This window comes from Paenibacillus nasutitermitis (assembly GCF_014641075.1).
Classification (GTDB): domain Bacteria; phylum Bacillota; class Bacilli; order Paenibacillales; family Paenibacillaceae; genus Paenibacillus_Z; species Paenibacillus_Z nasutitermitis.
In genome coordinates this window covers 105,204-126,010 of the sequence record NZ_BMHP01000007.1, presented here as the reverse complement: position 1 = coordinate 126,010, position 20,807 = coordinate 105,204, and the positions used below count along the sequence as shown (strand labels likewise).

Annotated in this window: 23 protein-coding genes; 16 read left to right on the top strand and 7 right to left on the bottom strand. The window is 50.6% G+C overall.

Annotated features, from left to right (window positions below):
* Positions 1-191: 191 nt before the first annotated feature.
* The 3 genes from IEY46_RS30380 to IEY46_RS30370 form a co-directional block, all read right to left on the bottom strand.
* A complete protein-coding gene (locus IEY46_RS30380; RefSeq protein WP_188998322.1) occupies positions 192-1,058 on the bottom strand; it encodes a YitT family protein in 867 nt (288 codons plus the stop codon).
* Between the two features lie 215 nt (positions 1,059-1,273).
* Entirely contained in the window at positions 1,274-1,429 is a 156-nt protein-coding gene (locus tag IEY46_RS30375) for a hypothetical protein (RefSeq protein ID WP_188998319.1), read from the bottom strand.
* A gap of 132 nt (positions 1,430-1,561) precedes the next feature.
* Positions 1,562-1,735, bottom strand: coding sequence for a hypothetical protein (locus tag IEY46_RS30370; protein WP_188998316.1), 174 nt, complete (start codon positions 1,733-1,735; stop codon positions 1,562-1,564).
* A 133-nt stretch (positions 1,736-1,868) separates the two neighbouring features.
* Here IEY46_RS30370 and ku point away from each other — a divergent pair, with 133 nt between their 5' ends.
* From ku to ligD, 3 genes are read left to right on the top strand one after another with little or no spacing between them, the layout of a single operon-like run.
* Positions 1,869-2,798: a non-homologous end joining protein Ku gene (gene ku, locus IEY46_RS30365; RefSeq protein ID WP_188998313.1), complete on the top strand. Its 930-nt coding sequence runs from the start codon at positions 1,869-1,871 to the stop codon at positions 2,796-2,798.
* A gap of 40 nt (positions 2,799-2,838) precedes the next feature.
* Positions 2,839-3,894 (top strand): ATP-dependent DNA ligase, encoded by a 1,056-nt coding sequence (locus IEY46_RS30360; protein WP_188998311.1) that lies wholly within the window; start codon positions 2,839-2,841, stop codon positions 3,892-3,894.
* On the top strand, positions 3,891-4,790 hold the full coding sequence (gene ligD / locus IEY46_RS30355) for a non-homologous end-joining DNA ligase (protein WP_188998309.1): 900 nt from the start codon (positions 3,891-3,893) through the stop codon (positions 4,788-4,790). Before IEY46_RS30360 ends, ligD begins: the two co-directional genes overlap by 4 nt.
* A gap of 115 nt (positions 4,791-4,905) precedes the next feature.
* Here ligD and IEY46_RS30350 read toward each other — a convergent pair whose 3' ends face one another.
* Positions 4,906-5,445, bottom strand: a complete 540-nt coding sequence (locus tag IEY46_RS30350; RefSeq protein WP_188998307.1) for a general stress protein — start codon at positions 5,443-5,445, stop codon at positions 4,906-4,908.
* Between the two features lie 247 nt (positions 5,446-5,692).
* Between IEY46_RS30350 and IEY46_RS30345 the strand changes: the two genes are divergently transcribed.
* The 4 genes from IEY46_RS30345 (at position 5,693) to IEY46_RS30330 (ending at position 8,703) form a co-directional block, all read left to right on the top strand.
* Entirely contained in the window at positions 5,693-6,025 is a 333-nt protein-coding gene (locus IEY46_RS30345) for an STAS domain-containing protein (protein WP_188998305.1), read from the top strand.
* Between the two features lie 30 nt (positions 6,026-6,055).
* Positions 6,056-6,535, top strand: coding sequence for an anti-sigma B factor RsbW (gene rsbW / locus IEY46_RS30340; RefSeq protein ID WP_188998303.1), 480 nt, complete (start codon positions 6,056-6,058; stop codon positions 6,533-6,535).
* Positions 6,532-7,314 carry a sigma-70 family RNA polymerase sigma factor gene (locus IEY46_RS30335; RefSeq protein WP_188998302.1) on the top strand — a complete coding sequence of 261 codons (783 nt, stop codon included), beginning with the start codon at positions 6,532-6,534 and terminating at the stop codon, positions 7,312-7,314. The genes rsbW and IEY46_RS30335 overlap by 4 nt, the downstream gene beginning before the upstream one ends.
* 189 nt (positions 7,315-7,503) lie before the next feature.
* The gene (locus IEY46_RS30330) at positions 7,504-8,703 is read left to right on the top strand and encodes a magnesium transporter CorA family protein (RefSeq protein ID WP_188998300.1); all 1,200 of its coding nucleotides are present in this window, start codon (positions 7,504-7,506) and stop codon (positions 8,701-8,703) included.
* Positions 8,704-8,766: 63 nt separating this feature from the next.
* On the opposite strand, the gene IEY46_RS30325 is transcribed toward IEY46_RS30330, so the two are convergent.
* The gene (locus IEY46_RS30325; RefSeq protein ID WP_188998298.1) at positions 8,767-9,930 is read right to left on the bottom strand and encodes a PP2C family protein-serine/threonine phosphatase; all 1,164 of its coding nucleotides are present in this window, start codon (positions 9,928-9,930) and stop codon (positions 8,767-8,769) included.
* Positions 9,931-10,021: 91 nt separating this feature from the next.
* Positions 10,022-10,651 (bottom strand): DUF948 domain-containing protein, encoded by a 630-nt coding sequence (locus IEY46_RS30320; RefSeq protein WP_229750647.1) that lies wholly within the window; start codon positions 10,649-10,651, stop codon positions 10,022-10,024.
* Positions 10,652-10,930: 279 nt separating this feature from the next.
* Between IEY46_RS30320 and IEY46_RS30315 the strand changes: the two genes are divergently transcribed.
* From IEY46_RS30315 to IEY46_RS30280, 8 genes are all read left to right on the top strand, one after another.
* Positions 10,931-11,098 carry a DUF1328 family protein gene (locus IEY46_RS30315; protein ID WP_188998295.1) on the top strand — a complete coding sequence of 56 codons (168 nt, stop codon included), beginning with the start codon at positions 10,931-10,933 and terminating at the stop codon, positions 11,096-11,098.
* 173 nt (positions 11,099-11,271) lie between these two features.
* Positions 11,272-12,063: a lipase family protein gene (locus IEY46_RS30310; RefSeq protein ID WP_188998293.1), complete on the top strand. Its 792-nt coding sequence runs from the start codon at positions 11,272-11,274 to the stop codon at positions 12,061-12,063.
* A gap of 375 nt (positions 12,064-12,438) precedes the next feature.
* Positions 12,439-13,743 carry a sugar phosphate nucleotidyltransferase gene (locus IEY46_RS30305; RefSeq protein ID WP_188998291.1) on the top strand — a complete coding sequence of 435 codons (1,305 nt, stop codon included), beginning with the start codon at positions 12,439-12,441 and terminating at the stop codon, positions 13,741-13,743.
* Between the two features lie 144 nt (positions 13,744-13,887).
* On the top strand, positions 13,888-14,115 hold the full coding sequence (locus tag IEY46_RS30300) for a hypothetical protein (RefSeq protein ID WP_188998289.1): 228 nt from the start codon (positions 13,888-13,890) through the stop codon (positions 14,113-14,115).
* On the top strand, positions 14,112-16,454 hold the full coding sequence (locus IEY46_RS30295) for a cyclic di-GMP-binding domain-containing protein, MshE-related (protein WP_188998286.1): 2,343 nt from the start codon (positions 14,112-14,114) through the stop codon (positions 16,452-16,454). The genes IEY46_RS30300 and IEY46_RS30295 overlap by 4 nt, the downstream gene beginning before the upstream one ends.
* A gap of 85 nt (positions 16,455-16,539) precedes the next feature.
* The gene (locus tag IEY46_RS30290) at positions 16,540-17,544 is read left to right on the top strand and encodes a glycosyltransferase family 2 protein (protein WP_188998283.1); all 1,005 of its coding nucleotides are present in this window, start codon (positions 16,540-16,542) and stop codon (positions 17,542-17,544) included.
* Positions 17,513-17,935, top strand: coding sequence for a GtrA family protein (locus IEY46_RS30285; RefSeq protein WP_188998281.1), 423 nt, complete (start codon positions 17,513-17,515; stop codon positions 17,933-17,935). The genes IEY46_RS30290 and IEY46_RS30285 overlap by 32 nt, the downstream gene beginning before the upstream one ends.
* A 57-nt stretch (positions 17,936-17,992) precedes the next feature.
* Entirely contained in the window at positions 17,993-19,603 is a 1,611-nt protein-coding gene (locus tag IEY46_RS30280; RefSeq protein WP_373288929.1) for a glycosyltransferase family 39 protein, read from the top strand.
* A gap of 90 nt (positions 19,604-19,693) precedes the next feature.
* On the opposite strand, the gene IEY46_RS30275 is transcribed toward IEY46_RS30280, so the two are convergent.
* A complete protein-coding gene (locus tag IEY46_RS30275) occupies positions 19,694-20,038 on the bottom strand; it encodes an MmcQ/YjbR family DNA-binding protein (protein ID WP_188998633.1) in 345 nt (114 codons plus the stop codon).
* Between the two features lie 396 nt (positions 20,039-20,434).
* Between IEY46_RS30275 and IEY46_RS30270 the strand changes: the two genes are divergently transcribed.
* A complete protein-coding gene (locus IEY46_RS30270; RefSeq protein WP_188998279.1) occupies positions 20,435-20,758 on the top strand; it encodes a helix-turn-helix domain-containing protein in 324 nt (107 codons plus the stop codon).
* Positions 20,759-20,807 lie beyond the last annotated feature (49 nt).

Genomic DNA, 20,807 nt, shown 5'->3' with positions numbered 1-20,807 from the left:
CCATCCGGGCGCTGATAAGTGGGTTAAGTCTCTTATGACCAACAGCATGCCGCAGCGGAAGCACAGCCAAGGTACGCCTGCAACAAAAAGACAGTCGCTGCCGGTTTACCCCGCTGGCAGCGACCGCCTTTATTTATTCTTCCCTTTTGAGTTCGCCGAAAATTACATGACGTTTTCAATTGGCTTGTTCACTAATGAATGTCCCGTTTCTTGAAGCGTCCGCCCTTGACGTCATGAATATTGCCGACCGCCAGAAACGCCACCGGGTCAAGCTCCTGGACAATCGATTTCATTTTGGCTTCCTCCAACCGGGTGATGACACAGAAGATGACACGCTTGGAGCCGCCAGTGAAGCCGCCCTCGCCTTTCAAATACGTCACGCCCCGGCCGAGCCTGTTCATGATCGCATCGCCGATTTCCTTGGCTTCTTCGCTAATAATCCAGACGGCTTTGGACTCGTCGAAGCCTTCGATGGTAATATCGATCATTTTGAATGCGATATAATAAGCGATCAATGAATACATGGCGCTGTCCCATGAGAACACGAAACCCGCGCTGCCCAGAATAAAGAGATTAAGGAACATGACCACTTCGCCTACGGAGAACGGCAATCGCTTGTTAAAAACAATGGCCACAATTTCCGTCCCGTCAAGCGACCCTCCGAAACGAATGACAAGCCCTACTCCGATACCAAGAATGACACCGCCGACAACCGGTGCCAGAAAAGTGCTGTAGGTTAGCGGATTGACCGGATGAAGAAGCTGCGTGCCGATGGACATTACAGCAACACCGTAAAGCGTCGATAATGCGAAGGTTTTGCCTATTTGCTTGTACCCGAGGATTAGAAAAGGCACATTGAGCAAGAATAGGAACATACCGAGCGGCAACCCGGTAAGATGGGCAACCATGATGGATATGCCAACTATGCCCCCGTCAATAATATTGTTGGGAACCAGAAAAATTTCCAGCGCTACAGAGACGAGCCCCGCACCAATAGTAATAAATATAATCCGTCTTAGAATTTCGAACTTCGTCAATCTATAATGCTGTTTGCCCATGCCTTACCCCCTCATATGGATCCATTCCCTTTGAAAGCATCACTCAAATTACCTCTTGTTCCTTCATTATATCTCAATTTCGGTCAAATTCAAAACATATTCGCTCCTTTTCATCGTTTTTCTTCGTTTATTATAAAGGTGTTCGCATTATGTATGGACATAAATCAAAGAGCAGCGCGGCAAATTGCCGCGCTGCTCTTTGGCTTCAAGCTTATTTAGAATTTAGGAAATACGTATGTGACCAGGAAGTACAGCGCTCCAAAAAAGATAATGATATACGCTGCGTATTTGATAAAGGTTGATGCCACAAGACTCGAATCCGACTTTTTCTCCACATGACGTTCTTCAATATCGACGTTGCGATCCACCATTATTATCATCTCCCGAGTTTGTCGTCCATCCCCTTAACCAGGGGAATGTTCCATGCTTTTTAATACCCCAAACCACATGGATTCCAAACATTCTTCGGGCTGCCTGTTCAAAAATGCTTTACGGCTTATACACTAGTCCTTGCCCTCCGGATCCATGGTATCTGTCGTGGTTTCTTCTATTTTGCCATTATGCAGCGTAACTTGACCGCCCCCTAGCCCTTCGTTCACCATCCGGTCGATATCCATAAAATAATCGTCGCGGCCTTCGGTTTTTTTGTCGGTCAGTTTGTCATTTGATTCGCTCATGCCGGTCCCTCTTTTCATTTTTCAGGATAAGTGCCTGATGAAAATATGCCCTTTTCGATTGTGCTTCATGCATTCGGGGAATACTGAAATCATATTCTTTTAGAAGCGGAAAAATTGGAGGAGGTTGTACGACATGCATACGGTCTGGAAAGGCGCCATCAGTTTCGGTCTTGTTCATGTTCCTGTCAAAATGTTCTCTGCCACGGAGGATAAGGATATCTCCATGCGGCTCATTCACCGTGAATGCGGCAGCACGGTTTCCTATATCCGCAAATGTCCTACCTGCGATGTCGAAGTGGACTGGAATGCCATTGTAAAGGGCTATGAATATGAGAAGGGACGTTTTGTTCTGTTCGAGAAGGAAGAGCTCGAACAATTAAGCGACGATGCGACAAAAACGATCCGTATCCTCGATTTCGTAGCGCTGGAAGAAATCGATCCTATCTATTTTCAAAAAACGTATTACCTGTCCCCGGATCAGGCGGGAGGAAATGCCTATAATCTGCTGCTGGAAGCCATGAGGCAGTCCGGACGGATCGGAATCGCCAATATTTCCATCCGTTCCAAAAGCTCGCTGGCTGCCATTCGTGTCATCGATGACTGTCTGGCGATGGAAACCATCTTCTATCCCGATGAAATTCGCTCTGTTTCGCAGGTTCCGGGTTTACCGGAAACCGTCCAGGTCAATGAGAAGGAGCTGACGATGGCCCGGATGCTCATCGAGCAGCTCACATCCGCGTTTGAACCAGAGAAATACAACGATGAATACCGCGCGCGCCTGATGGACCTGATCCAGCACAAAATCGCCGGCGAGGACGTACGCGTAGCTCCCGAGCAGCAGCGTACCAATGTGCTTGACCTGATGGCTGCCCTGCAGGCCAGTCTTGAAGCGGTCAAGCTGCCGCCGGACGCACCAGGCAGTCTGGACAGCAATCAGCCAGCAGGCAAAGCAGATGATGACAGCCAGAATGACGAGGCCGCCAAGGAAACCAAAAATAGCAAGGCTCCGCGCCCGCGCAAAGCCAAAGGAAAAGACTCCTCATCAAAGGAGACCGTATCTTAAATGTGATGGAACAAAAATCATTGGGGGAGGCATATAAGGCGTGAGTGAACAATGGATAGCAGGACCGGGTGGCAGCGAACACAGGAACGACGGGATTCAGGGATCCTATCACGCTCCGCTGCCGGACCTCCCCCATCATCCCATGGCGCCCATTTCCAATCCAACCCTGCCGGCAGGCGAAGAGTGGCGGTATCAATTGAAATGGGACGGAGTGCGAATTCTTGCGCGGCTCAGCGACAGCCGCGGAGTGGAGCTGTACTCCCGCAATATGCTAAAAAAAAATGCAACCTATCCGGAAATAGCCGGGATATTGGAAGACCTTCGGAAGAAGCTTGGCAGTTGCCTGCTCGATGGGGAAATGATTTGGTGGGATGGGGTGCGTCCCCATTTTCAAAAGGTGCTGAAGCGGGAGAGAAGCACAGCAAGCCGCTCGAACCTCCACAACCAAACGATGGAAACGCAAACGGCTGCCTTTTCTATTCCCGCCGAAGGGGAAGGGCTTGTTTATGTTTTGTTCGACCTGCTTTCCGACAGCAGCGGCGACCTTCGCCATTTGCCCTGCGGGGAACGGTACCTCAGACTGCGAAAATTATGCCATGGCCTTCATCCGGGTCTGCTGGTCACTGATGTATTCACAGACGGGAAAGCGCTGTGGGAGTGGGTGGAAGCCAACCGCTGGGAAGGCATTGTCAGCAAGAAATGGTCAAGCCCCTATATAGAAGGAAAAAAACACAGAGACTGGCTCAAGAAAAAAACAGCCCTCCTGCTTGATGTCGACATCGTCGGCCTGAAATGGCGCAGCGGCATCATTGCCAGTCTGATCATGTCTCTGGAAGCGAGCTATCTCGGATCCGTTTCCCTTGGATTGAACGATGCCTTGCGAAAGACGCTTGCGGAAGCTTTTCTCGCTGATCCTTCCCATTTCAACTCTGCCGCCTGTCCGTTCCCCTTGATCCCGGACGATCTCAAGCGTGAACGCGTACAGTGGCTGCCACACAGCTTCAAATGTCGTGTGACCGGACTTGAAATCACCTCTGCCGGGCAGCTGCGCCATCCTAAACTGGTCACTTTCCTGACCGGGGAGCCATCAGCATGAGCCGGGCAGTGAAAGGAACGATCACCGTAGAGGGGGTGGAGCTGTCGGTCAGCAATCCAGGCAAGCTGCTCTGGCCGGAGCAGGGCATTACGAAAGCGATCTTTCTTCAGCGGCTTGCGCTGCTCTCGCCTTGGCTGATCAAGCACTGCACCGACCGCCATTTGACTACAATCCGGTTCCCGGACGGGGTGAACGGCAAATCCTTTTATCAGAAAAACTGCCCTTCCCCCGCTCCCGAATTTGTGCAGACACGCAAGCATGAGAATACCGAGTATGTCGTGCTAAATTCCCTGCCTGTGCTGCTATGGCTCGGCAACCTCGCCTGTCTGGAATATCATGCCTCATTCGACAGAATCAGCAATCCGCTTCAGCCCACCGAGTGGGTACTGGACCTGGACCCCTCCCTGGAGGAGGAGCCGCGCATCATGGAAGCCGCCTCTTTGGTCGGTGATTTGCTGGAATCGCTTGGCATCCAGTCTACTCCCAAAACATCCGGAGCCACCGGCGTCCAAATTATAACGCCTATTCTCCCCGATCTGATGTTTGATGAGCTGCGTAAAATCGGAGAGTTTGTGGGCAGCTATCTGTCCGACAAGCATCCCGGGTTATTTACGGTCGAGCGGCTGAAGAAAAACCGCGGCGAGCTTATTTATATTGACTATCTCCAGCATTACCAGGGCAAGACGATCGTTGCTCCCTATTCGCCGCGCGCAAGAGCTGGTGCCCCGGTATCCACCCCGCTTCACTGGTCGGAGGTGCGCCGGAATGTATCAATTACTGATTTTAATTTGATGAATATCGAAACGCGTTTGCAGCAGGAAGGAGATTTGCTGGACCTTGTTCCCGCCCAGTCATTGCGGCCTATACTGAACTTCATCGGTTCTTCCCGCAGATGATCTGCTCGTCATCATGGAAATGATTCACGGAATGCAAACTAAAAAAAGGACGCAGCGATACATCGCGCGTCCTTTTTGATCTATGGCAATACAAACCGTTACAGGTGCGATTCCATTACAGAATCCGTTCTGCCCCGGCCCTCTGGTAGACCGCCTCTGCAGTATCGCCGCGGGATATATTCGTTGCAAAGTTCGAAGGCTGGTCAGCATCGGTTTCGGCTGTGATAACAATGCAGCCTTCCGCCAGCGCATCGCGGCATTTCTCTGCGTCGCTTCCTGTTACGCCCAGCGCATGAAGCGCATCCCCCATATCCGTCTGATCGTCAAGAATGCCATCTCCGGCTAAAATTCCTGCTCCGTAATAAGTGGCGCCTGCGCCTCCCGAATTAACGCCAACACCTCCGGCTGTCCCTACACCGGTCCCCGCAAGCCCGATTGCGGGGATCCCTATGCCGTCCTCCATATGGTCACGCGTTTCAGCAATATCTTGTATTTCATCGGTATGCACATTAGTCTCTGATTCCAACAAACGGGAATGCTCCCGGTCTTTGGCTATCACTTTAAGCTGATTTTCGGTAAAGCCCTCCTGCTGCAACGCTTCAATCGCGTCCAGTGCCTGCTTCTGTGTTTTGAAAATTCCAATTTTAATCGCCATTTTGGAACGCCTCCTTGTATGATATGAATCATCCAATTTCATGATCGGGTGTTCTACGTTTGGTTTACCCAGTTTGCTGTGAATTCAATCGTGGAAATAGAAGATTATTCCTGCTTCCGCGCTTGTTTCAAGGGATATTTGCCAGGGTATTAATAAAGAAGGATAATAGTAACGCTTAATGTCAAGGAATGAGGACCTGCGAGAGGTTCAAGCAAACAGGTTCTATTTTGGGTACAGGAGAGGTAATATGAAGCAAATTGACAAGTTATTTTTACGTACCGAAAATAAAGAAGGCAAATGTATTGTTTACGTGGGCGGTGAGCTTGATCTCGAATCAGCAGCCCAAATGCGGGCGGCCATGTCCCCGCTTGTAGAACTGTCGGACCGGGAGCTTATTCTTAATCTTCGTGAACTCCGTTATGTGGACAGTACGGGAATCGGCATTCTGGTATCCGTCTTGAAGGCCCGGCACGCCAATGATGCGCCGTTCGCCGTGGAAGCCGTTCCGCCGAACATCCGCAAGCTGTTTGACATGACGGGAATCACACCGTTTCTGCTGAAACAGACAGGTCACGCATGATTGTTACTAGGAAAGGAACGAAAACACAATATGAAAGCCAATGAAGAAATCGTAACATTACAAGTGCCGGCTTCTGCAGAATATATTGATCTGATCCGTTTAACCCTGTACGGTCTTGCCGTAAAGATTGGTTTTTCCTATGAGGAAATCGAGGATATGAAGGTAGCCGTGTCCGAAGCCTGCAATAATGCAGTGCTTTACGCGTACGGAGATATGCCGTCTGGCACTACTTCGATGCCGCAAAATTACAACCCCCATATTGAAGTTAGATTTATTAAGAAGCCTGACGCTCTTTCTATTATTGTCAAAGACGACGGCCGCAGCTTCGATGCGGCTTCTGCATCACGCAGAGCGGAGCCGATGCATGGCAAATCCGTTGAAGAACTTCAGGCTGGCGGGCTGGGTCTTTATCTAATGCAAGCACTGATGGACCAGGTAGAAGTCAACAGCGATACAGGAACCGAAGTGGTTCTCACCAAACGACTTGTTAAAAGTGGTGAAATGGTATGAATCTACAGCCGGCCAAGCAGCCACAGTTATCCAATACGGAACTCATTCTGAGCTACCAGGATAACCCGGACAATGAGACGGCCACGGAGCTTATAGTTCAATATGAGCCGATGGTTCGAATGGCGGCCGGTAAAATTTCGCGCAATCGACCCGATTTGTATGAAGATTTGATGCAAGTGGGGCAAATCGCTTTGCTTCGTCTATTTCGTCAATTCGATGTATCGTTGGGCGTACAATTTGAACCTTATGCCATGAAAAGCATCATCGGCCACATGAAGAATTATTTACGGGATAAATCCTGGTATGTGCAAGTGCCCCGCCGAATTAAAGAAAAGGGTATCGCGGTGCAACAGGCGGTCGATAATCTCACCGTTTCGCTGGAGCGTTCTCCCCGTATTGAAGAAATCGCGCAATATATGGAGCTCTCCGTGGAAGAAACGACTGAAATATTGGCCGGGCGGGAATTGTACCATTATGTCTCGCTCGACACTCCGATTTCCGAGGAAGAGAATACAACCACACTTGGCGATCTGATCGGATCACCAGCGGATGATTTCGATTCGGTCGATAAGAAACTGGATCTTCAGGCCGCAATGTCCCGATTGAAGCCGCAGGAACAGCAAGTGCTGCTTCTGGTCTATCAGGATGGTCTCCCGCAGCGGAACATTGCAGATAAGCTCGGTGTTTCCCAAATGAGTATTTCGCGTATTCAACGGCGCGCTATTGAGAAACTCAAGCACTATCTTAACGAGAGTGACGCGGAAGATAAGGATGATTGATGATCCTCAGCTGGTACAACAATGATGCCGCAACCGGTTTAGCCGAGAAGCGGCATTTTTGTGCGGCTTCCTTCTTACCAATATTGTTAAACACTGCATTCTCACCTTCGGCTGTTGTGCCCGAAGCGTGTTCACGTTATGATGGTAACAATACATGCATCGAACGGATTAGCAGGAGGCTCGAATATCATGATGCACCGGATGCTCCAATTTCCCTCCAAATGGCAGTGGCATCTGCTTCATAACCAACGGTCGCCGGCTGCTTCAGAGCTGGGCAGGCGGAGCGGCAAATCCTCCTCCCAACCATCATCCGGTTCTGCCGGCCACGCAGGCCGAAGATCCTTTTCTATAGAGAATACGCTTTATGACAGCACAACCTCCGACAGCCCTGAAGATGAGCAGCTTCTGCGTGAATTCAAGCAGGCTCATCCTGAAATGAAGGGCTGGGTGGAAGAAACCATGCAGCAGGACGAGCAGAACCAAATCTCGGTCTCGGAGCTGGATGACGGGACGCCCATCCTTTATGGAACCTTAATGTTTCAGGTTTCGGAGGCGCCGGAGGATGTGAAGCCTCTTCATTTCTGGATATCGAATAAGAAGCTTGTAACCTTGCACGGCGATTACCGGCTGGCTCTGCAGATGCAGATGGAGCCCTGGTCGGAGAAGCTGGAACGCTGTCTTACACCGTCTGAAGCTTTTTTTGTGATCCTTTCCTATATTGGTGAAATTCTTCACCATGGCCTGGATTCTTTTGAAGCGAGGTTAGGAGAGCTTGAGCATAACATGCGTCACAACAACCGGACGGGGCTTATGAACTCCATTTTTGAACGGCGTTTTGATTTGCTTTACTGGAGCCATTTGTTTATACCGCTGGAAGAAGTGTACGGCGCTGCCAAAGAGGCCTTTCTGGACGAGGTCATAGAGAAAGAAGCGTTCAAGCGTTTTGAATTTAAAATATTGCGCATTCGTCAGTTGTTGCATCATTACGCCATTGAAATAGACACGCTGCTCATGATGGATGACTCCATCTCGTCTTTTCGCGGAAATGATATTATGAAAACCTTAACCATCTTCACCGCCTTGTTCATGCCCGCTACCGTGATCGGAGCGATCTGGGGCATGAATTTCGATATTATTCCGTTCGCTCATAATATCTGGGGCTTTGTTGGCACAAGCGTATTTATCGCGCTGGCAACCCTCCTTGTTTACTGGTGGCTGTGGCATAAAGGCTGGACCGGGGATCTGCTGTATGCGCGCAAGCCCAAACAAATTATAAATGCCACCGACACCGAGATGCCTCCCCGCAGAAGAAGCAAAAATAAAAAAACAACAAAAGCTCAGCGCAGCGGCTCATCCGGATCCAAACCCTCCCACCGGGCGCGAAGCTAGCCGCCATACAAAAAAACCGGTTAGCGTTAACCGGTTTTTTTTGTATGTATCTTCACTCCGCTTTTATTTAATATCCACCAAAACCAGACAGCGGTCGTCCGAACGGTTGGAGTCATTATCCTGCCGGAAAAGAACCTCTTCCACCTCTGCAACCTCTACCTTGCTGCCAAAAGGCTGAAGGGCTTCTTTCAAACGGGCAATTTGATCCTCATCATCCTCGCTGACCAGATCGAGCATGCCATCTGTATACAAAATCATCCGGTCACCAGGAGAAATTTTCAGAAGATGCTTCGTCACTTTGATCTCATTAAATAACCCAATCGCCAGACCGCCCTGCTGGAAGGCTTCAACCCCGCCGTCGCCGCGTACAATCATTCCCGGAGGGTGGCCGGCATTCACATACTCCACCGTTCCTTCCTCCAGATCGACCAAAGCATAAAGCGCCGTAAAATAATATTGAATTAATTGGTCGGCAAATTGCAGCTGCTGGACCCTGCTGTTCAAATCCTGGATAACCAGCTCCGGCTCAACCAGTTTGGTCATCGCTTCCTGCAGCAGGGACGCGATAAACATACCTACAAGCGAAGAAGAAATGCCATGACCCATAGCATCAATAACAGCTATGCCATAACGTTTGTCGTCAATCCGGTTCCAGGCATAGAGGTCGCCGGAGAGTTCTTCCGATGGACGGAAAATCGCATTCACGGAAATCCGCTTTTCTTCCACTTTTTGCGGTAGAGCAGCGCTCTGAACTTCCCTGGCCAACTGAAGTTCTTCCCGGACCCGGCGATCGCGTTCCTTATGCCAATCCTTCTGCTCTTTTAAACGCAAAGCGACCCGGATGCGCGCAAGCAGCTCAATCCGGTTAATCGGCTTTGTCACATAATCAATAGCTCCGGCATCAAGAGCTTCCGCCAGCTTCTTGGAGTCTCCAATCGCCGTTACCATGATAATGGGAATATCCCTTAGTCGGGATGATTGTGAAATCGCATGACAGGCGGTAATTCCGTCAACTCCCGGCATCATCATATCCAGGAGAATGAGATCTATTCCATTGTCATGAGTTATAGCCGCATCAGGCTCCTGGCCTTGGGCATTCAAACCCAGGATGGCAAACAGCTCGACCCCCGAAGCGGCGGCCCACACATCGGTATAGCCGGCACGCTTGAGGATCTCCTGCGCCACAGTAATATTCATCGGATTATCGTCAACGACAGCAATACGCATCTTTCATCTCCTAGCAGAACGTTCATTCATAGGATACCATTTCTTATTAACGCTCTTGTCTTATCATAACCAGTTGCCATGCCGAATGCTACTAGCGCCTCGTAATAAGTTTGGCTACATGTACGCCGGTCTCCATCCAGGACAACCATGCCGGGGTTTGCTGCTCAGGGACAGCAGTCGTATGGAGGTATCCGCTCTTATCTATAGCCGTAGCGCCGGGCAAATCGCCCGAAAAACCTTCTGCAGCAGCTGCGGTTTGCATATCAATCATTTCACGGCCCGTTCCGGAGGTATTTGCATTCACAGCACTTAAAGCGGCCAGACGTTTAGCTTCCGCTTCCCGGGATGCCTTGGCGGCATCTTTCAAAGCAGCGGCTTCGGCACGCCTGCGAAGCTTTGCGGACCAGATGGAAGAAAAGTTATGAGCAACTCCAGCTACTTCATGAAGGGCCTCACCCGTCTCGCGCACGGTCGCCATTAAGGGTTGAATGGAATCGATTTGGTCATCCACACGGTCTGTAAGCTTCCGCGCGCTGCCGACAAGATCCCCGATATCATCTTTCCAGCCATGAATGGCAAGTTGAACTTCCTGCAGCGTTTTACCCGCCGCATCCAAAGAAGTCTGGACCTTCTTGAGGGTCTGCACCAAAAATATAGCCAATACAGCCACAGACAGCCCTATTAATATCATCGCAATATCGGTTCCACTCATGCTCATCATCCATTCCTCCTAAAAATGTTCACGAAAGCACATTCGTGTTCTTTTCTTGTTGTTGCTTGACGTCGTTTCTTACTTTCGATTACCCTTGTGCCCTCCATTTGAATCCATGTTTCAACACCCGGCATTAAGGGTTAAAGTCCGATCAGGCTAGGACGAGCCAGTCCAGGCTGTTACAACACAGCGGCTGATTCGAAAGCGGCAGGATCTGCAAAAGATCCGTCTGGAACCTGGCGCGCATACAAGATTCATAACCTAATCATGAAAGGATTGGTGTTTCATATGTTACGTTACGCAGCCATTTTCTTCATTATTGCGATAATCGCAGCTATTTTCGGATTCGGAGGCATTGTGGAGTCCGCTGCCGGCATCGCGAAGGTCCTGTTCTTCATATTCATCGTTCTGTTCGTCATTTCGCTCATTACCGGAAGAAAAAATTCATCGGTTTAACGCTGCTGCAATCCGGCAGTTGAAAAAAGCATGAAAAAGGAGCATCCCTGAATGCGGATGCTCCTTTTTCATGCTTTTTATGCGAAAGCGCTATCTTCAATTGTAATTTAACCCCCTCTGCCTAAACGCATTGGCCCATCTGGGCATACAATACGGCAGGGAGTGTGAATGCAATGGAAAATAACGGCGAGTTTAATGTGCAAACCGCTATTTATCTGGCAGCCGTCTGTGGACAAACCTATATTCAATATGAGAATAACCAGCAGCTTTTTCTGGTCCCCACCACCTATCGTGTTGTAGGATCCTTCAAGGCAAAAGTGTACGGCGATATTGAAGAGACCTTCGGTTTTCTGATTGAGTCCGAACGGGCGGCGATTCTCGCCTTTCGCGGTACCAGTTCAGCTACGGACTGGGTAACCGATCTAATAGCCCAGCAAATCGTATTCAAGCCCGCAAATAAACGCTGCCTCACCCACAGGGGCTTTACCGACGTTTACATGTCCGCAAAACAAGATATTTTCAGACTGCTTGACACACTGCCAGGCAATAAACCGCTGTTTGTTACCGGACACAGCCTGGGAGGAGCGCTGGCTACACTGGCTGCTCTTGATATTGTCACGAACCGGAGCCATAAACAGCTTATCGTTTATACGTTTGGAGCGCCGCGTGTAGGAGATCCTTCCTTTGTACGCCATTATAACAAGAACGTCCCCGTCAATTTCCGCATTCAGAATGAATATGATATCGTTCCCCATCTGCCCCCGCTTGTCTATCAGCCGCCAAAATCAGAAAAGCTCTATTATTATCTTCATGTTAAGGGCGAGGTCAAGCGCAGCTACCGGATCGGATCAGTCGGCGGCAATCATATTTTGAGCAATTATTTTGTGGATTTGGCCAGCGAGGATCCCGGTTTTGCTTCGGCCATGTGCGCAGCTCCCCCCGGATGGTGCCCCGTTCTTATATAAATAAGATACAACGTTTATTCACATTTATTTACTTTTATTTTCCAATTAATCATCCAGCTCTTTATTAGAATCTATTCTTTTTTTTATTAGAAAAATGAGATACAATTAGCCTGTAGTTGTCAAATTAACTCACATTTTAGCGGTTAATATTAAATTTTTAGGCATAAAGTCCCGGTTTCGATGTTAACTTACGTGACCCTCTTATGGAGTACCTAAACTAAAGTCCATTTCGTTTCCTCTCAGACAGTACCAACTCACTAAATCGTTGAACGGATTGTTCAAGGTGCCTCTACTGTTAATTTAGGAATAATCGATCGAATACTGATACTTTTCATCCTTAACCTGTTCTTATCCCTGCAAGTTATGGAGGTAAACATGAAAATTATTTTACTTTCAGGCGGCTCCGGAAAAAGACTATGGCCTCTGTCCTCGGAAATCAGGTCCAAGCAATTTTTACAGCTTCTGCAGGACCGTGACGGGCGTCAAATTTCCATGGTGCAGCATACGATGGCCCATTTGCAGCAGCTCGGTCTTCAGCATGAGGTTATTATTGCAGCCTCCGGAAAGCAGATGGAATACCTGCACAAACAGCTTGGTCCATCCATCCTGGCGGCTGTAGAACCCGAGCGCAGAGATACATATCCCGCGGTGCTGCTCAGCTGTGCTTATTTGGCCTCCCATCAGAATGCGTCTGCAGACGAGACGGTGATTGTTCTTCCCGTGGATCATCATACCAATCTGTCCTTTTATTTAAAGCTGTTTGAGCTGGATAAGCTGATTCAAGCGGATACTGCGCGAATAGGACTGATCGGCGTTGCCCCTTCCTCGCCTTCGGGCAAATTCGGTTATCTTCTTCCGGATCCATTGACCTCCAATAAAGAAGCGCCATTGGCCATCTCGCAGTTCATAGAGAAGCCTGACGAAACTTATGCTCGTGCTTTGATCGATCAAGGCGCGCTTTGGAACTGCGGCGTATTCGCTTTCCGGTTATCCGCCATGCTGGATGAGCTTGTCCGTCGCGGTCTCCCCACCGATTATCACAGGCTGCGGGAGCAATATGGAGCATTGCCGAGCATCAGCTTCGATTATGAGGTCGTAGAACGATCGTCCAGTATTGCCGCGCTCGTATATGAAGGTGCTTGGTCAGATATGGGAACCTGGGATTCCCTTTCCCATTCCATGGACAATGCGATGTATGGCATCGGCTTGCTGGATAACAACTGCACCAATACCAATGTGGTAAATGAACTGCCCATTCCGGTGTTGGTCACCGGCATAAATGACGCGGTTGTCGTTGCGGGACACGATGGTATTCTTGTCACCGGCAAGCACGCCGCAAGCGGTCTGAAGCCTCTGCTTGAACGTATGCAGGGACAAGCCCTGAAAACCGATGGAGATACCCGTTACGGATGGGCCCGGACTTTGGACAAGATTGAGGATGAAGGACGCGGCGCGGCGTTGACAAGACGGATTCATGTGATTGCCGGCGAACGTTTAAGCTGCACGGTTCAGAAATCCTCGTTCTTGACATGGATGCTGCTGACCGGTCAAGGCGAATACCGGCATGCCGGCGAATATTTGCCCCTTTCGGGAGGACAACATGTTCAGCCCCTGCCCGGCAGCTTCTTCCAGGCCGTCTCCAGCTGTGACCTGCTGGAAATCAGAACAACCCCGCCTTGATACATTACGATACTGCATTCCTCTTGCGAGGAAATGCCAAAGCCTATGCTTACGATGCTGCATTTCCTCTTACGAGGAAATGCCAAAGTCCATGCTTACGATGCCGCATTTCCTCTTGCGAGGAAATGCCTTAGGAGGTTTCCCATGAAATATCGTCGTTCATTGTTTGGTTATCGGCCTGATGATGTGGAGCGCCAGTTGGAGCTGTTCACACTGGAGCAGGAAATGATCCAGGCTCAGTATGAGCAGGAGCTTGGCGACTATGAGGTTTTATATGCAACGAAACAAGTGGAGGTCCAACTGCTTCGCGACCGGCTGGCTGATGCCCTTGCTCTGGAACGGCGTTTAATTGAAGGAAACGAGCCGCTATGATCAAGCTCAGAAAGCATTGGATGGGCGTCAACCGGAGCTACGCCAAACGAATTCTTGATCGCGAAAAAGCAACTTTGGGAGAGAAGAAAAAACTGCTGGCCAACCAGCGGGAGGCACAGGCATTGGCCGTTCAGCGGCTTCAGCTGGAAGCGGATGAACTGAACAAACGCCTGGACTTGACCTATGCCCGGATTGAAGATTTGCGAACGGCTCAGGAAGCTGCTCCCGCTATTGAAGAACTGCTTGCCGGACCGGAGCAGGCCCCCTCCGCTGAACCGCCGGCTATGCGGCTAGGCGATCAATTGGTCCGTGACGGGCTAATCAGCGATGCGCAGCTTAAGGCTGCCATGGACTCGCAGAAAAGTCACGGAGGAAGACTCGGCGATATTCTTATCGACATGGGGTTCATTACGGATTTGCAAATGAAGCCGATTTTCCGGAAGCAGCCGCGGAAGGGCAAGCTTGGGGATTTGCTGATGGAGGCAGGGCTGATCACCAGCGAACAGTTGGACAAAGCGCTGGCTTTCCAGAACAAAAGCGGGGGCTTGCTTGGCGATATCCTGTTGTCGCTTCAACTGATTGAACCGGAAACGCTGTACCGGGCGATTGCCACACAAAATAATATCGGCCGGATCGGCAATGAGCTTAGCATCAATACGCCGGTCCGTTTACCGGAGACGCTTGCCCGCAGCTATGAAGTCATTGTCATTCACCAGTATATGAACCGTTTCCTGGTAGCCGTCAGCGGTCCGTTGACAGAGGAGCAAAGCGAAGAGGTGCAGCGGCTGCTGGGGCTGCCGGTTGAGCAGGTCCTCGCCACCAAGAACGAAATGGAACGCTTTTGGAAAGAGGTATACGGCAGTGAAATGCTGCACGAAAGCACCTCAAAGCTTGCAGACGAGCAGCCGCACAACTCCGCTATTACAACATTTACCCGCTTTCAGATCGGCGGCTTTATACTCATTGGCCTCGTGATTGTAATTGGGCTCATCCTCAATTTCTGGATGACGCTATTGACGCTCAACTTGATCGTGCAGCTTTTTTATTTCACGATGTCCATTTTTAAATTTACCGTGATCATGTTCGGCTCCCGGCGCAGTTCCCAGTTCCGCTTCACTCCCGAAGAGATTGACGCGATCGATGAGCGGGAGCTGCCGGTGTATACGATTCTGGTTCCCATGTACAGGGAGTCTCAGGTGCTGCCGCATCTGCTGCGCAATCTGGAGCAGCTTGATTATCCCAAAGCCAAGCTCGACGTACGTCTGCTGATTGAGGAAGACGACGAAGAGATGCGTACGATTCTTCAGGATATGAAGCTGCCGGCTTACTATACGGTGTTGGTCGTGCCGGACGGCCTGCCCAAGACCAAGCCCAAAGCATGCAATTACGGGCTTCTCCGGGCACGCGGCGAATATGTTGTCATCTTCGATGCGGAGGACCAGCCGGATCCCGACCAGCTCAAGAAGGTTTTTCTGACCTTCAGGCAATGCCCGGACAATTACGCGTGTATTCAGGCCAAGCTTAATTATTTTAACAGCGATCAGAACCTGCTCACCCGCTGGTTTACACAGGAATACAGCATGTGGTTCGAGCTGCTTCTGCCCGGCATCATGCAGCTGGATGTACCAATCCCGCTCGGGGGAACCTCCAACCATTTCAAGATGTCCGTGTTGAAGGAGCTGGGCGCCTGGGATCCATTCAATGTTACAGAGGATGCGGACCTGGGTATCAGGCTGTATAAGCATGGCTACAAAACAGCCATCGTGGATTCACGGACCTGGGAGGAAGCCAACAGCCGTACCGGTAACTGGATCCGCCAGCGTTCCCGCTGGATTAAAGGCTATATGCAGACTTGGCTGGTTCATATGCGCAATCCGTTCAAGCTGTTGCGGGAGATCGGCTTTAAGGGCTTTATCGGTTTCCAGGTCATGATTCTGGCAACGCCGATGCTGCCCCTGCTCAATCCTATCTTTTGGCTGATGCTGCTGCTTTGGTTTGGCTGGGAACTCTCCATTATTGGCGATTTCTTCCCCGGCTTCATCTATTACCTGGCAAGCATCGAGTTCTATATCGGCAACTTTATGTTTGTCTTCAGCAATGTCGCCGGCGTCTATTGGGTGATCCACGAGCTGGAGGACAACAGGAACCGGGTATTTTCCTATAAGCTTGTCCGATATGCGCTGCTGACTCCGCTTTACTGGGTGCTTATGAGTATTGCTGCACTCAAGGCGGCATGGCAGCTTGTAACCAATCCTTTCTATTGGGAAAAGACGGAGCACGGGCTGACAGAACCTCCGACCGCTTCCGGTACGGACAAGTTCATCGACTCGGCGGGCTAAAGAATGCAGCCCCGTAAAGATTGTTCGCTTTTGTTACGATACTACCAGCCGCCCAACATCATGGCGCGAGAGGGAGCATGATCGCATGAAACGATCCCTACCCGAATTATCCATCATTGTTCCAGTCTATAATGAGGCAGCTCACATTGCCCGTTCGCTTCAAGTCATCGCCGGAACGGCTGCCGCCATCACCCCGTCATTCGAATTGATTGTGGTGGACGACGGTTCAAGAGACCAGACCTGGGAGCAGCTGGAGAAGCTTGCTGGCGAGCTTCCCCAGCTCTCGGCCATCCGCCTCAGCCGCAATTTCGGCAAGGAGCTGGCGCTGTGCGCGGGAATGGAGCAAGCCGCTGGGGCGGCTGTCATCGTTATGGATGGCGACCTTCAGCATCCGCCGGCCCTCATTCCGCAGATGGTTCATTTGTGGCGCGAGGAAGGTTATGAAGTCATTGAAGCAGTCAAGGAAAACCGCGGCGAGGAGCCGGCCGGCAAAAAAATCGGCGCGGCTGTTTTCTATGGCATGCTCAACCATCTGTCCGGCTACCGGCTCCAGGGTGCCTCCGACTTCAAGCTGATGGATGCCAAGGTCGTGGATGCCTGGCGCAAAATGCCCGAGCGTGTAACCTTCTTCCGCGGTATGACCGCCTGGCTGGGCTACAAAAGGAAGACGCTCTCCTTCACGGTTCCGGTCCGGGAAGAAGGAGTCAGCCGCTGGAATTTGCTTACCCTGATCAAGCTGGCGGTTCAGGCAATCGTCTCCTTCTCGACCATCCCGCTGCGGCTGGTCAGCCTGGTCGGAATCCTGTTCTTGATCGGCTCCATCGTGCTTGGGATCAACACGCTTGTTCAGAAGCTTCAGGGCACCGCCGTTACCGGCTTCACCACCGTCATCCTGCTGCTGCTGCTGATTGGCAGCTTTCTCATGATCTCCCTGGGAATCATCGGTGAATATATTGCGGCCATCTACCATGAGGTTAAGGGTCGTCCGCGATATCTGATCGCCGAGAAACGAAGCGGCGCCGAGGCTCATATCCGGAGCGAAACGAGGGATTCCGGCGATGCATACGCTGCTGCGGCATTCGATCGTTAAATATGCCGTCGTGGGGCTGCTGGGAACGGCGCTTCATTTTGCTTTGCTGGCCGCACTGGTGGAATGGGCCGGTGTCCACCCCGTTGTCGGCTCGGTGCTGGGCTTTACGGTTGTGCTTGCCGTTTCCTATGTTCTGAACAAAAAATGGACCTTTCAGGATACGGGAGATGTGGATCGGCAGTCAAATCGGACCGCTGAATACCGGCAGTTCATTCGTTATTGCATGGTATCCGGCTCCGGCCTGATCCTTAATACGCTTATTATGTATGGCGCTGTCGAGCTAGTCGACCTGCCTTATCTGCTTGGACAGGTTATCGTGACCTTTGTTGTGCCGGTGCAGAATTATCTGTTCAACCGGTATTGGACTTTTCGGCGGAGCGGTCCCGCTTGACGGACAGCTTGCCTGAGAAGACCTCGCTACTCATTTCCCGAAGGGAGGCAAGCCTTTGTGATCCGAAGCAAACGCGTGCTGCCGCTGTTGCTTTTTATACTTATTTGCGGCGCTGAATTTGCGGTAGGTTATTACATAACTGCCGTTTTAGGCTATATGCATTCCGATGCCATCAGTCGTGTGGCCAATGCGTTCTATGTGCTGTACAGCCGCGATCCCCATTTGGGTGCCATCGGTTTTGTATGGAATCCGTTGCCCAGCCTGCTGGAGGTCGGCTTGCTGATATTTTATCCGTTATTTCCGGCGCTTGCCACCATTGGCGTCGCCGCTGTCATTCAATCCTCGGTATTCGCCGGCCTGACGGCAATGCTGCTCTATAACGCTGGGCGGCGTTTCGGACTATCCGCGGTGACGAGCACCATATTCGCGCTGCTGTACAGCCTGAATCCCTTTATCTTCCTGTTTGGTGCCAACGGTCTCAGCGATGCGCCGTATGTTTACTTCCTCATGCTTACGGTCATCCAGTTTTCCCTCTGGCTGAAGAACCGTCAGACCAGCGCTCTGATAGTGGCCGGTTTTGCGCTTGCCATGGCATTCTGGACGCGGTATGAAGCCGTCCCTTTCGGGGTCTCGCTTGCATTGGGGGTCATGATCGCCATCCTATGGATGCGGATCTCCGCGGTCGAAAAAAACGGTCCTTTGAAAGAAAAGCTCTATAAGGTCGAAGCGACCTGGATCCTGCTTCTGCTCCCTGCCCTGTTCTCGGGGCTGCTATGGATTTTCTTCAATTACATCATCATGGGAAATCCGCTTTATTTTCTGAATTCGGAGTATTCCAATGTGGCGCAGTCCGGAGCGCTGCAGAATGATGCCGCTTTCCAGGAGATTTTCCACAGTCCGCTGCTTGCCCTGTGGTTTGTCCTGAAGAAAACGCTCTGGTACGCGATTCCTCTGCTGACTATCCTGTTGCTCAGACTGGTGAGCGGCCGGCTGCTCCGCTGGGATGTGCTCATCTTGCTGCTGTTGTTCGCAGCGGTTCCGGCTCTGCAGTACCTGCTTCTTTTGCGGGAATCCTCTTTTGGCTGGTTCCGTTATTTCATGTATGTATTTCCCGTAACCGTAGCCTGGATCCCTTATGAACTCCAGCAATTCCGCAAGGGGTGGCCAGAGCGGGCGGCCTTCACCGTGATCGCCGCGGCGATGCTGGGCACTGCGGGACTCCTGTCCTATGCCATGACGGACCCGGCGATTGCGCCAGACGAGAACAACTTTCTCCATATCAAAACCGATAACGAGCATTACGTCGCTCAAACCTTTGAACGGAAAATCGCCTCTTACATGGACGAGCATTACCGGGATACCACGATCCTTGTGGACTCCTATTCCGCCTATAACATCATTGTAAGCAGCAAATATCCGCGCAAGTATTTGATTACCAGCGATTATTTGTTCAATCAGGCGGTCAAAGATCCGCCGGGCAATGATATCGATTATATTCTCGTTCCGCTGCCCAAGGAAAATATCCCCACGAGTGCCGTAAATGCGGAATTTCCCACCCTGTATGACGGAGGCATCGATTGGGCGACCCTTGTTCATGACTTTGAAGGCAAATGGCGCTTATTTAAAGTGAAGAAATGGATGGGCCCCCGTGCCGTCACGGAAGAATAACAGCTGACTCGATCTTAAAAGCAAACACGCAAAAGCGGAATCAGTGCCATCCCCTGATTCCGCTTTCGCCTTTTTATTATCCCCGATGTGTCAGCCAACGGTAAGCCTGACCTTCTCCCGTACTGCCTTCGGCAAGCCTTTGAAGACCAGATCATACGAATGGTCAATCATCGACCGGATCTCGTCTGCCGACAACGAACCGTCAATCCGGATGGAATTCCAATGTTTTTTGTTCAAATGATAACCCGGTGTGATAGCTTCATTCTGCTCGCGCAGATTTTCAGCGACAACGGGATCGCATTTGAGCGAAATCGCTTGTCCTGACAAAAGCGCGAACATTTTGCCGCCCACTTTCATCACCATCGGCTCCTTGCCAAAGGGAAAGTCCTTCACAGCTCCCGGCCTGGTAAAACAATACTCCGTGATCCATTCCATGGTTGGCGTTCGCCCCCCCTGCCTGTCGAATTCGTCCTGCCATATAAGCTGCGATCGTGATTCCTCGATCCAGTATATCATGTTTTTTTCTTGTTTCTGGTGATTTCGGTGCATGATGTAGAGCATAACCGAAACAACAACGGCTGCAATAATCGCCGCTAACGGATGTACGCCTCCCGTCCAATACATCATCCGCTTCCTCCTTCGAATAAAAATCCAGCAAATATATTCATATTACATGAACTATTTCCTTATTTTAACGTTTATTCGGCATCTTTTCAAGACATAATAACATGTATCATGAATTAAAGTCTTGTCCTCGCCAATCTATCTGCTGATCCGTGTACAATTAAATATAATAATCACGACCACTTCAAAATAAAAAGAGTTGATACAATGATTGGCAAACGTTTGCGCGAGCTGCGAAAGGGCCAGTCCATGACTCAGGAGCAGCTCGCCTCGTTTTTAAAGACAGCAAAGTCGACAATTTCCCAATACGAAAACAACATCAACGAACCGGATCTGGGGACCCTGATCCGCATCGCGGATTATTTCGCCGTGACGCTGGATGATTTGGTCGGCCGTGAGGCTCCATACCCCTTGAAGAAGGATCGAAGCGCTACCGGCATGTTTAAGGAAACTCTGACTGAGGACGAGTCGAATTATTTGCTGGACAGCTTGACGATTTACCGAAAATGGATTGCCGGAGGCAAGCCGTAATATTTACTGTTCCCGCCACCGCTCAAGGGGGTTGTTTCTCTGTACGCAA

What these genes read in the sequence shown, in the direction of transcription:
- IEY46_RS30285 (WP_188998281.1), top strand. Translation starts at nt 17,513, where the DNA reads ATGCATACGCTGCTGCGGCATTCGATCGTTAAATATGCCGTCGTGGGG.
- IEY46_RS30325 (WP_188998298.1), bottom strand. Translation starts at nt 9,930, where the DNA reads ATGCGTATTGCTGTCGTTGACGATAATCCGATGAATATTACTGTGGCG.
- IEY46_RS30370 (WP_188998316.1), bottom strand. Translation starts at nt 1,735, where the DNA reads ATGAGCGAATCAAATGACAAACTGACCGACAAAAAAACCGAAGGCCGC.
- IEY46_RS30295 (WP_188998286.1), top strand. Translation starts at nt 14,112, where the DNA reads ATGATCAAGCTCAGAAAGCATTGGATGGGCGTCAACCGGAGCTACGCC.
- IEY46_RS30300 (WP_188998289.1), top strand. Translation starts at nt 13,888, where the DNA reads ATGAAATATCGTCGTTCATTGTTTGGTTATCGGCCTGATGATGTGGAG.
- IEY46_RS30270 (WP_188998279.1), top strand. Translation starts at nt 20,435, where the DNA reads ATGATTGGCAAACGTTTGCGCGAGCTGCGAAAGGGCCAGTCCATGACT.
- IEY46_RS30330 (WP_188998300.1), top strand. Translation starts at nt 7,504, where the DNA reads ATGATGCACCGGATGCTCCAATTTCCCTCCAAATGGCAGTGGCATCTG.
- ligD (WP_188998309.1), top strand. Translation starts at nt 3,891, where the DNA reads ATGAGCCGGGCAGTGAAAGGAACGATCACCGTAGAGGGGGTGGAGCTG.
- IEY46_RS30380 (WP_188998322.1), bottom strand. Translation starts at nt 1,058, where the DNA reads ATGGGCAAACAGCATTATAGATTGACGAAGTTCGAAATTCTAAGACGG.
- IEY46_RS30350 (WP_188998307.1), bottom strand. Translation starts at nt 5,445, where the DNA reads ATGGCGATTAAAATTGGAATTTTCAAAACACAGAAGCAGGCACTGGAC.
- rsbW (WP_188998303.1), top strand. Translation starts at nt 6,056, where the DNA reads ATGAAAGCCAATGAAGAAATCGTAACATTACAAGTGCCGGCTTCTGCA.
- IEY46_RS30320 (WP_229750647.1), bottom strand. Translation starts at nt 10,651, where the DNA reads ATGATGAGCATGAGTGGAACCGATATTGCGATGATATTAATAGGGCTG.
- IEY46_RS30315 (WP_188998295.1), top strand. Translation starts at nt 10,931, where the DNA reads ATGTTACGTTACGCAGCCATTTTCTTCATTATTGCGATAATCGCAGCT.
- IEY46_RS30310 (WP_188998293.1), top strand. Translation starts at nt 11,272, where the DNA reads ATGGAAAATAACGGCGAGTTTAATGTGCAAACCGCTATTTATCTGGCA.
- IEY46_RS30275 (WP_188998633.1), bottom strand. Translation starts at nt 20,038, where the DNA reads ATGGAATGGATCACGGAGTATTGTTTTACCAGGCCGGGAGCTGTGAAG.
- IEY46_RS30305 (WP_188998291.1), top strand. Translation starts at nt 12,439, where the DNA reads ATGAAAATTATTTTACTTTCAGGCGGCTCCGGAAAAAGACTATGGCCT.
- ku (WP_188998313.1), top strand. Translation starts at nt 1,869, where the DNA reads ATGCATACGGTCTGGAAAGGCGCCATCAGTTTCGGTCTTGTTCATGTT.
- IEY46_RS30290 (WP_188998283.1), top strand. Translation starts at nt 16,540, where the DNA reads ATGAAACGATCCCTACCCGAATTATCCATCATTGTTCCAGTCTATAAT.
- IEY46_RS30335 (WP_188998302.1), top strand. Translation starts at nt 6,532, where the DNA reads ATGAATCTACAGCCGGCCAAGCAGCCACAGTTATCCAATACGGAACTC.
- IEY46_RS30345 (WP_188998305.1), top strand. Translation starts at nt 5,693, where the DNA reads ATGAAGCAAATTGACAAGTTATTTTTACGTACCGAAAATAAAGAAGGC.
- IEY46_RS30375 (WP_188998319.1), bottom strand. Translation starts at nt 1,429, where the DNA reads ATGGTGGATCGCAACGTCGATATTGAAGAACGTCATGTGGAGAAAAAG.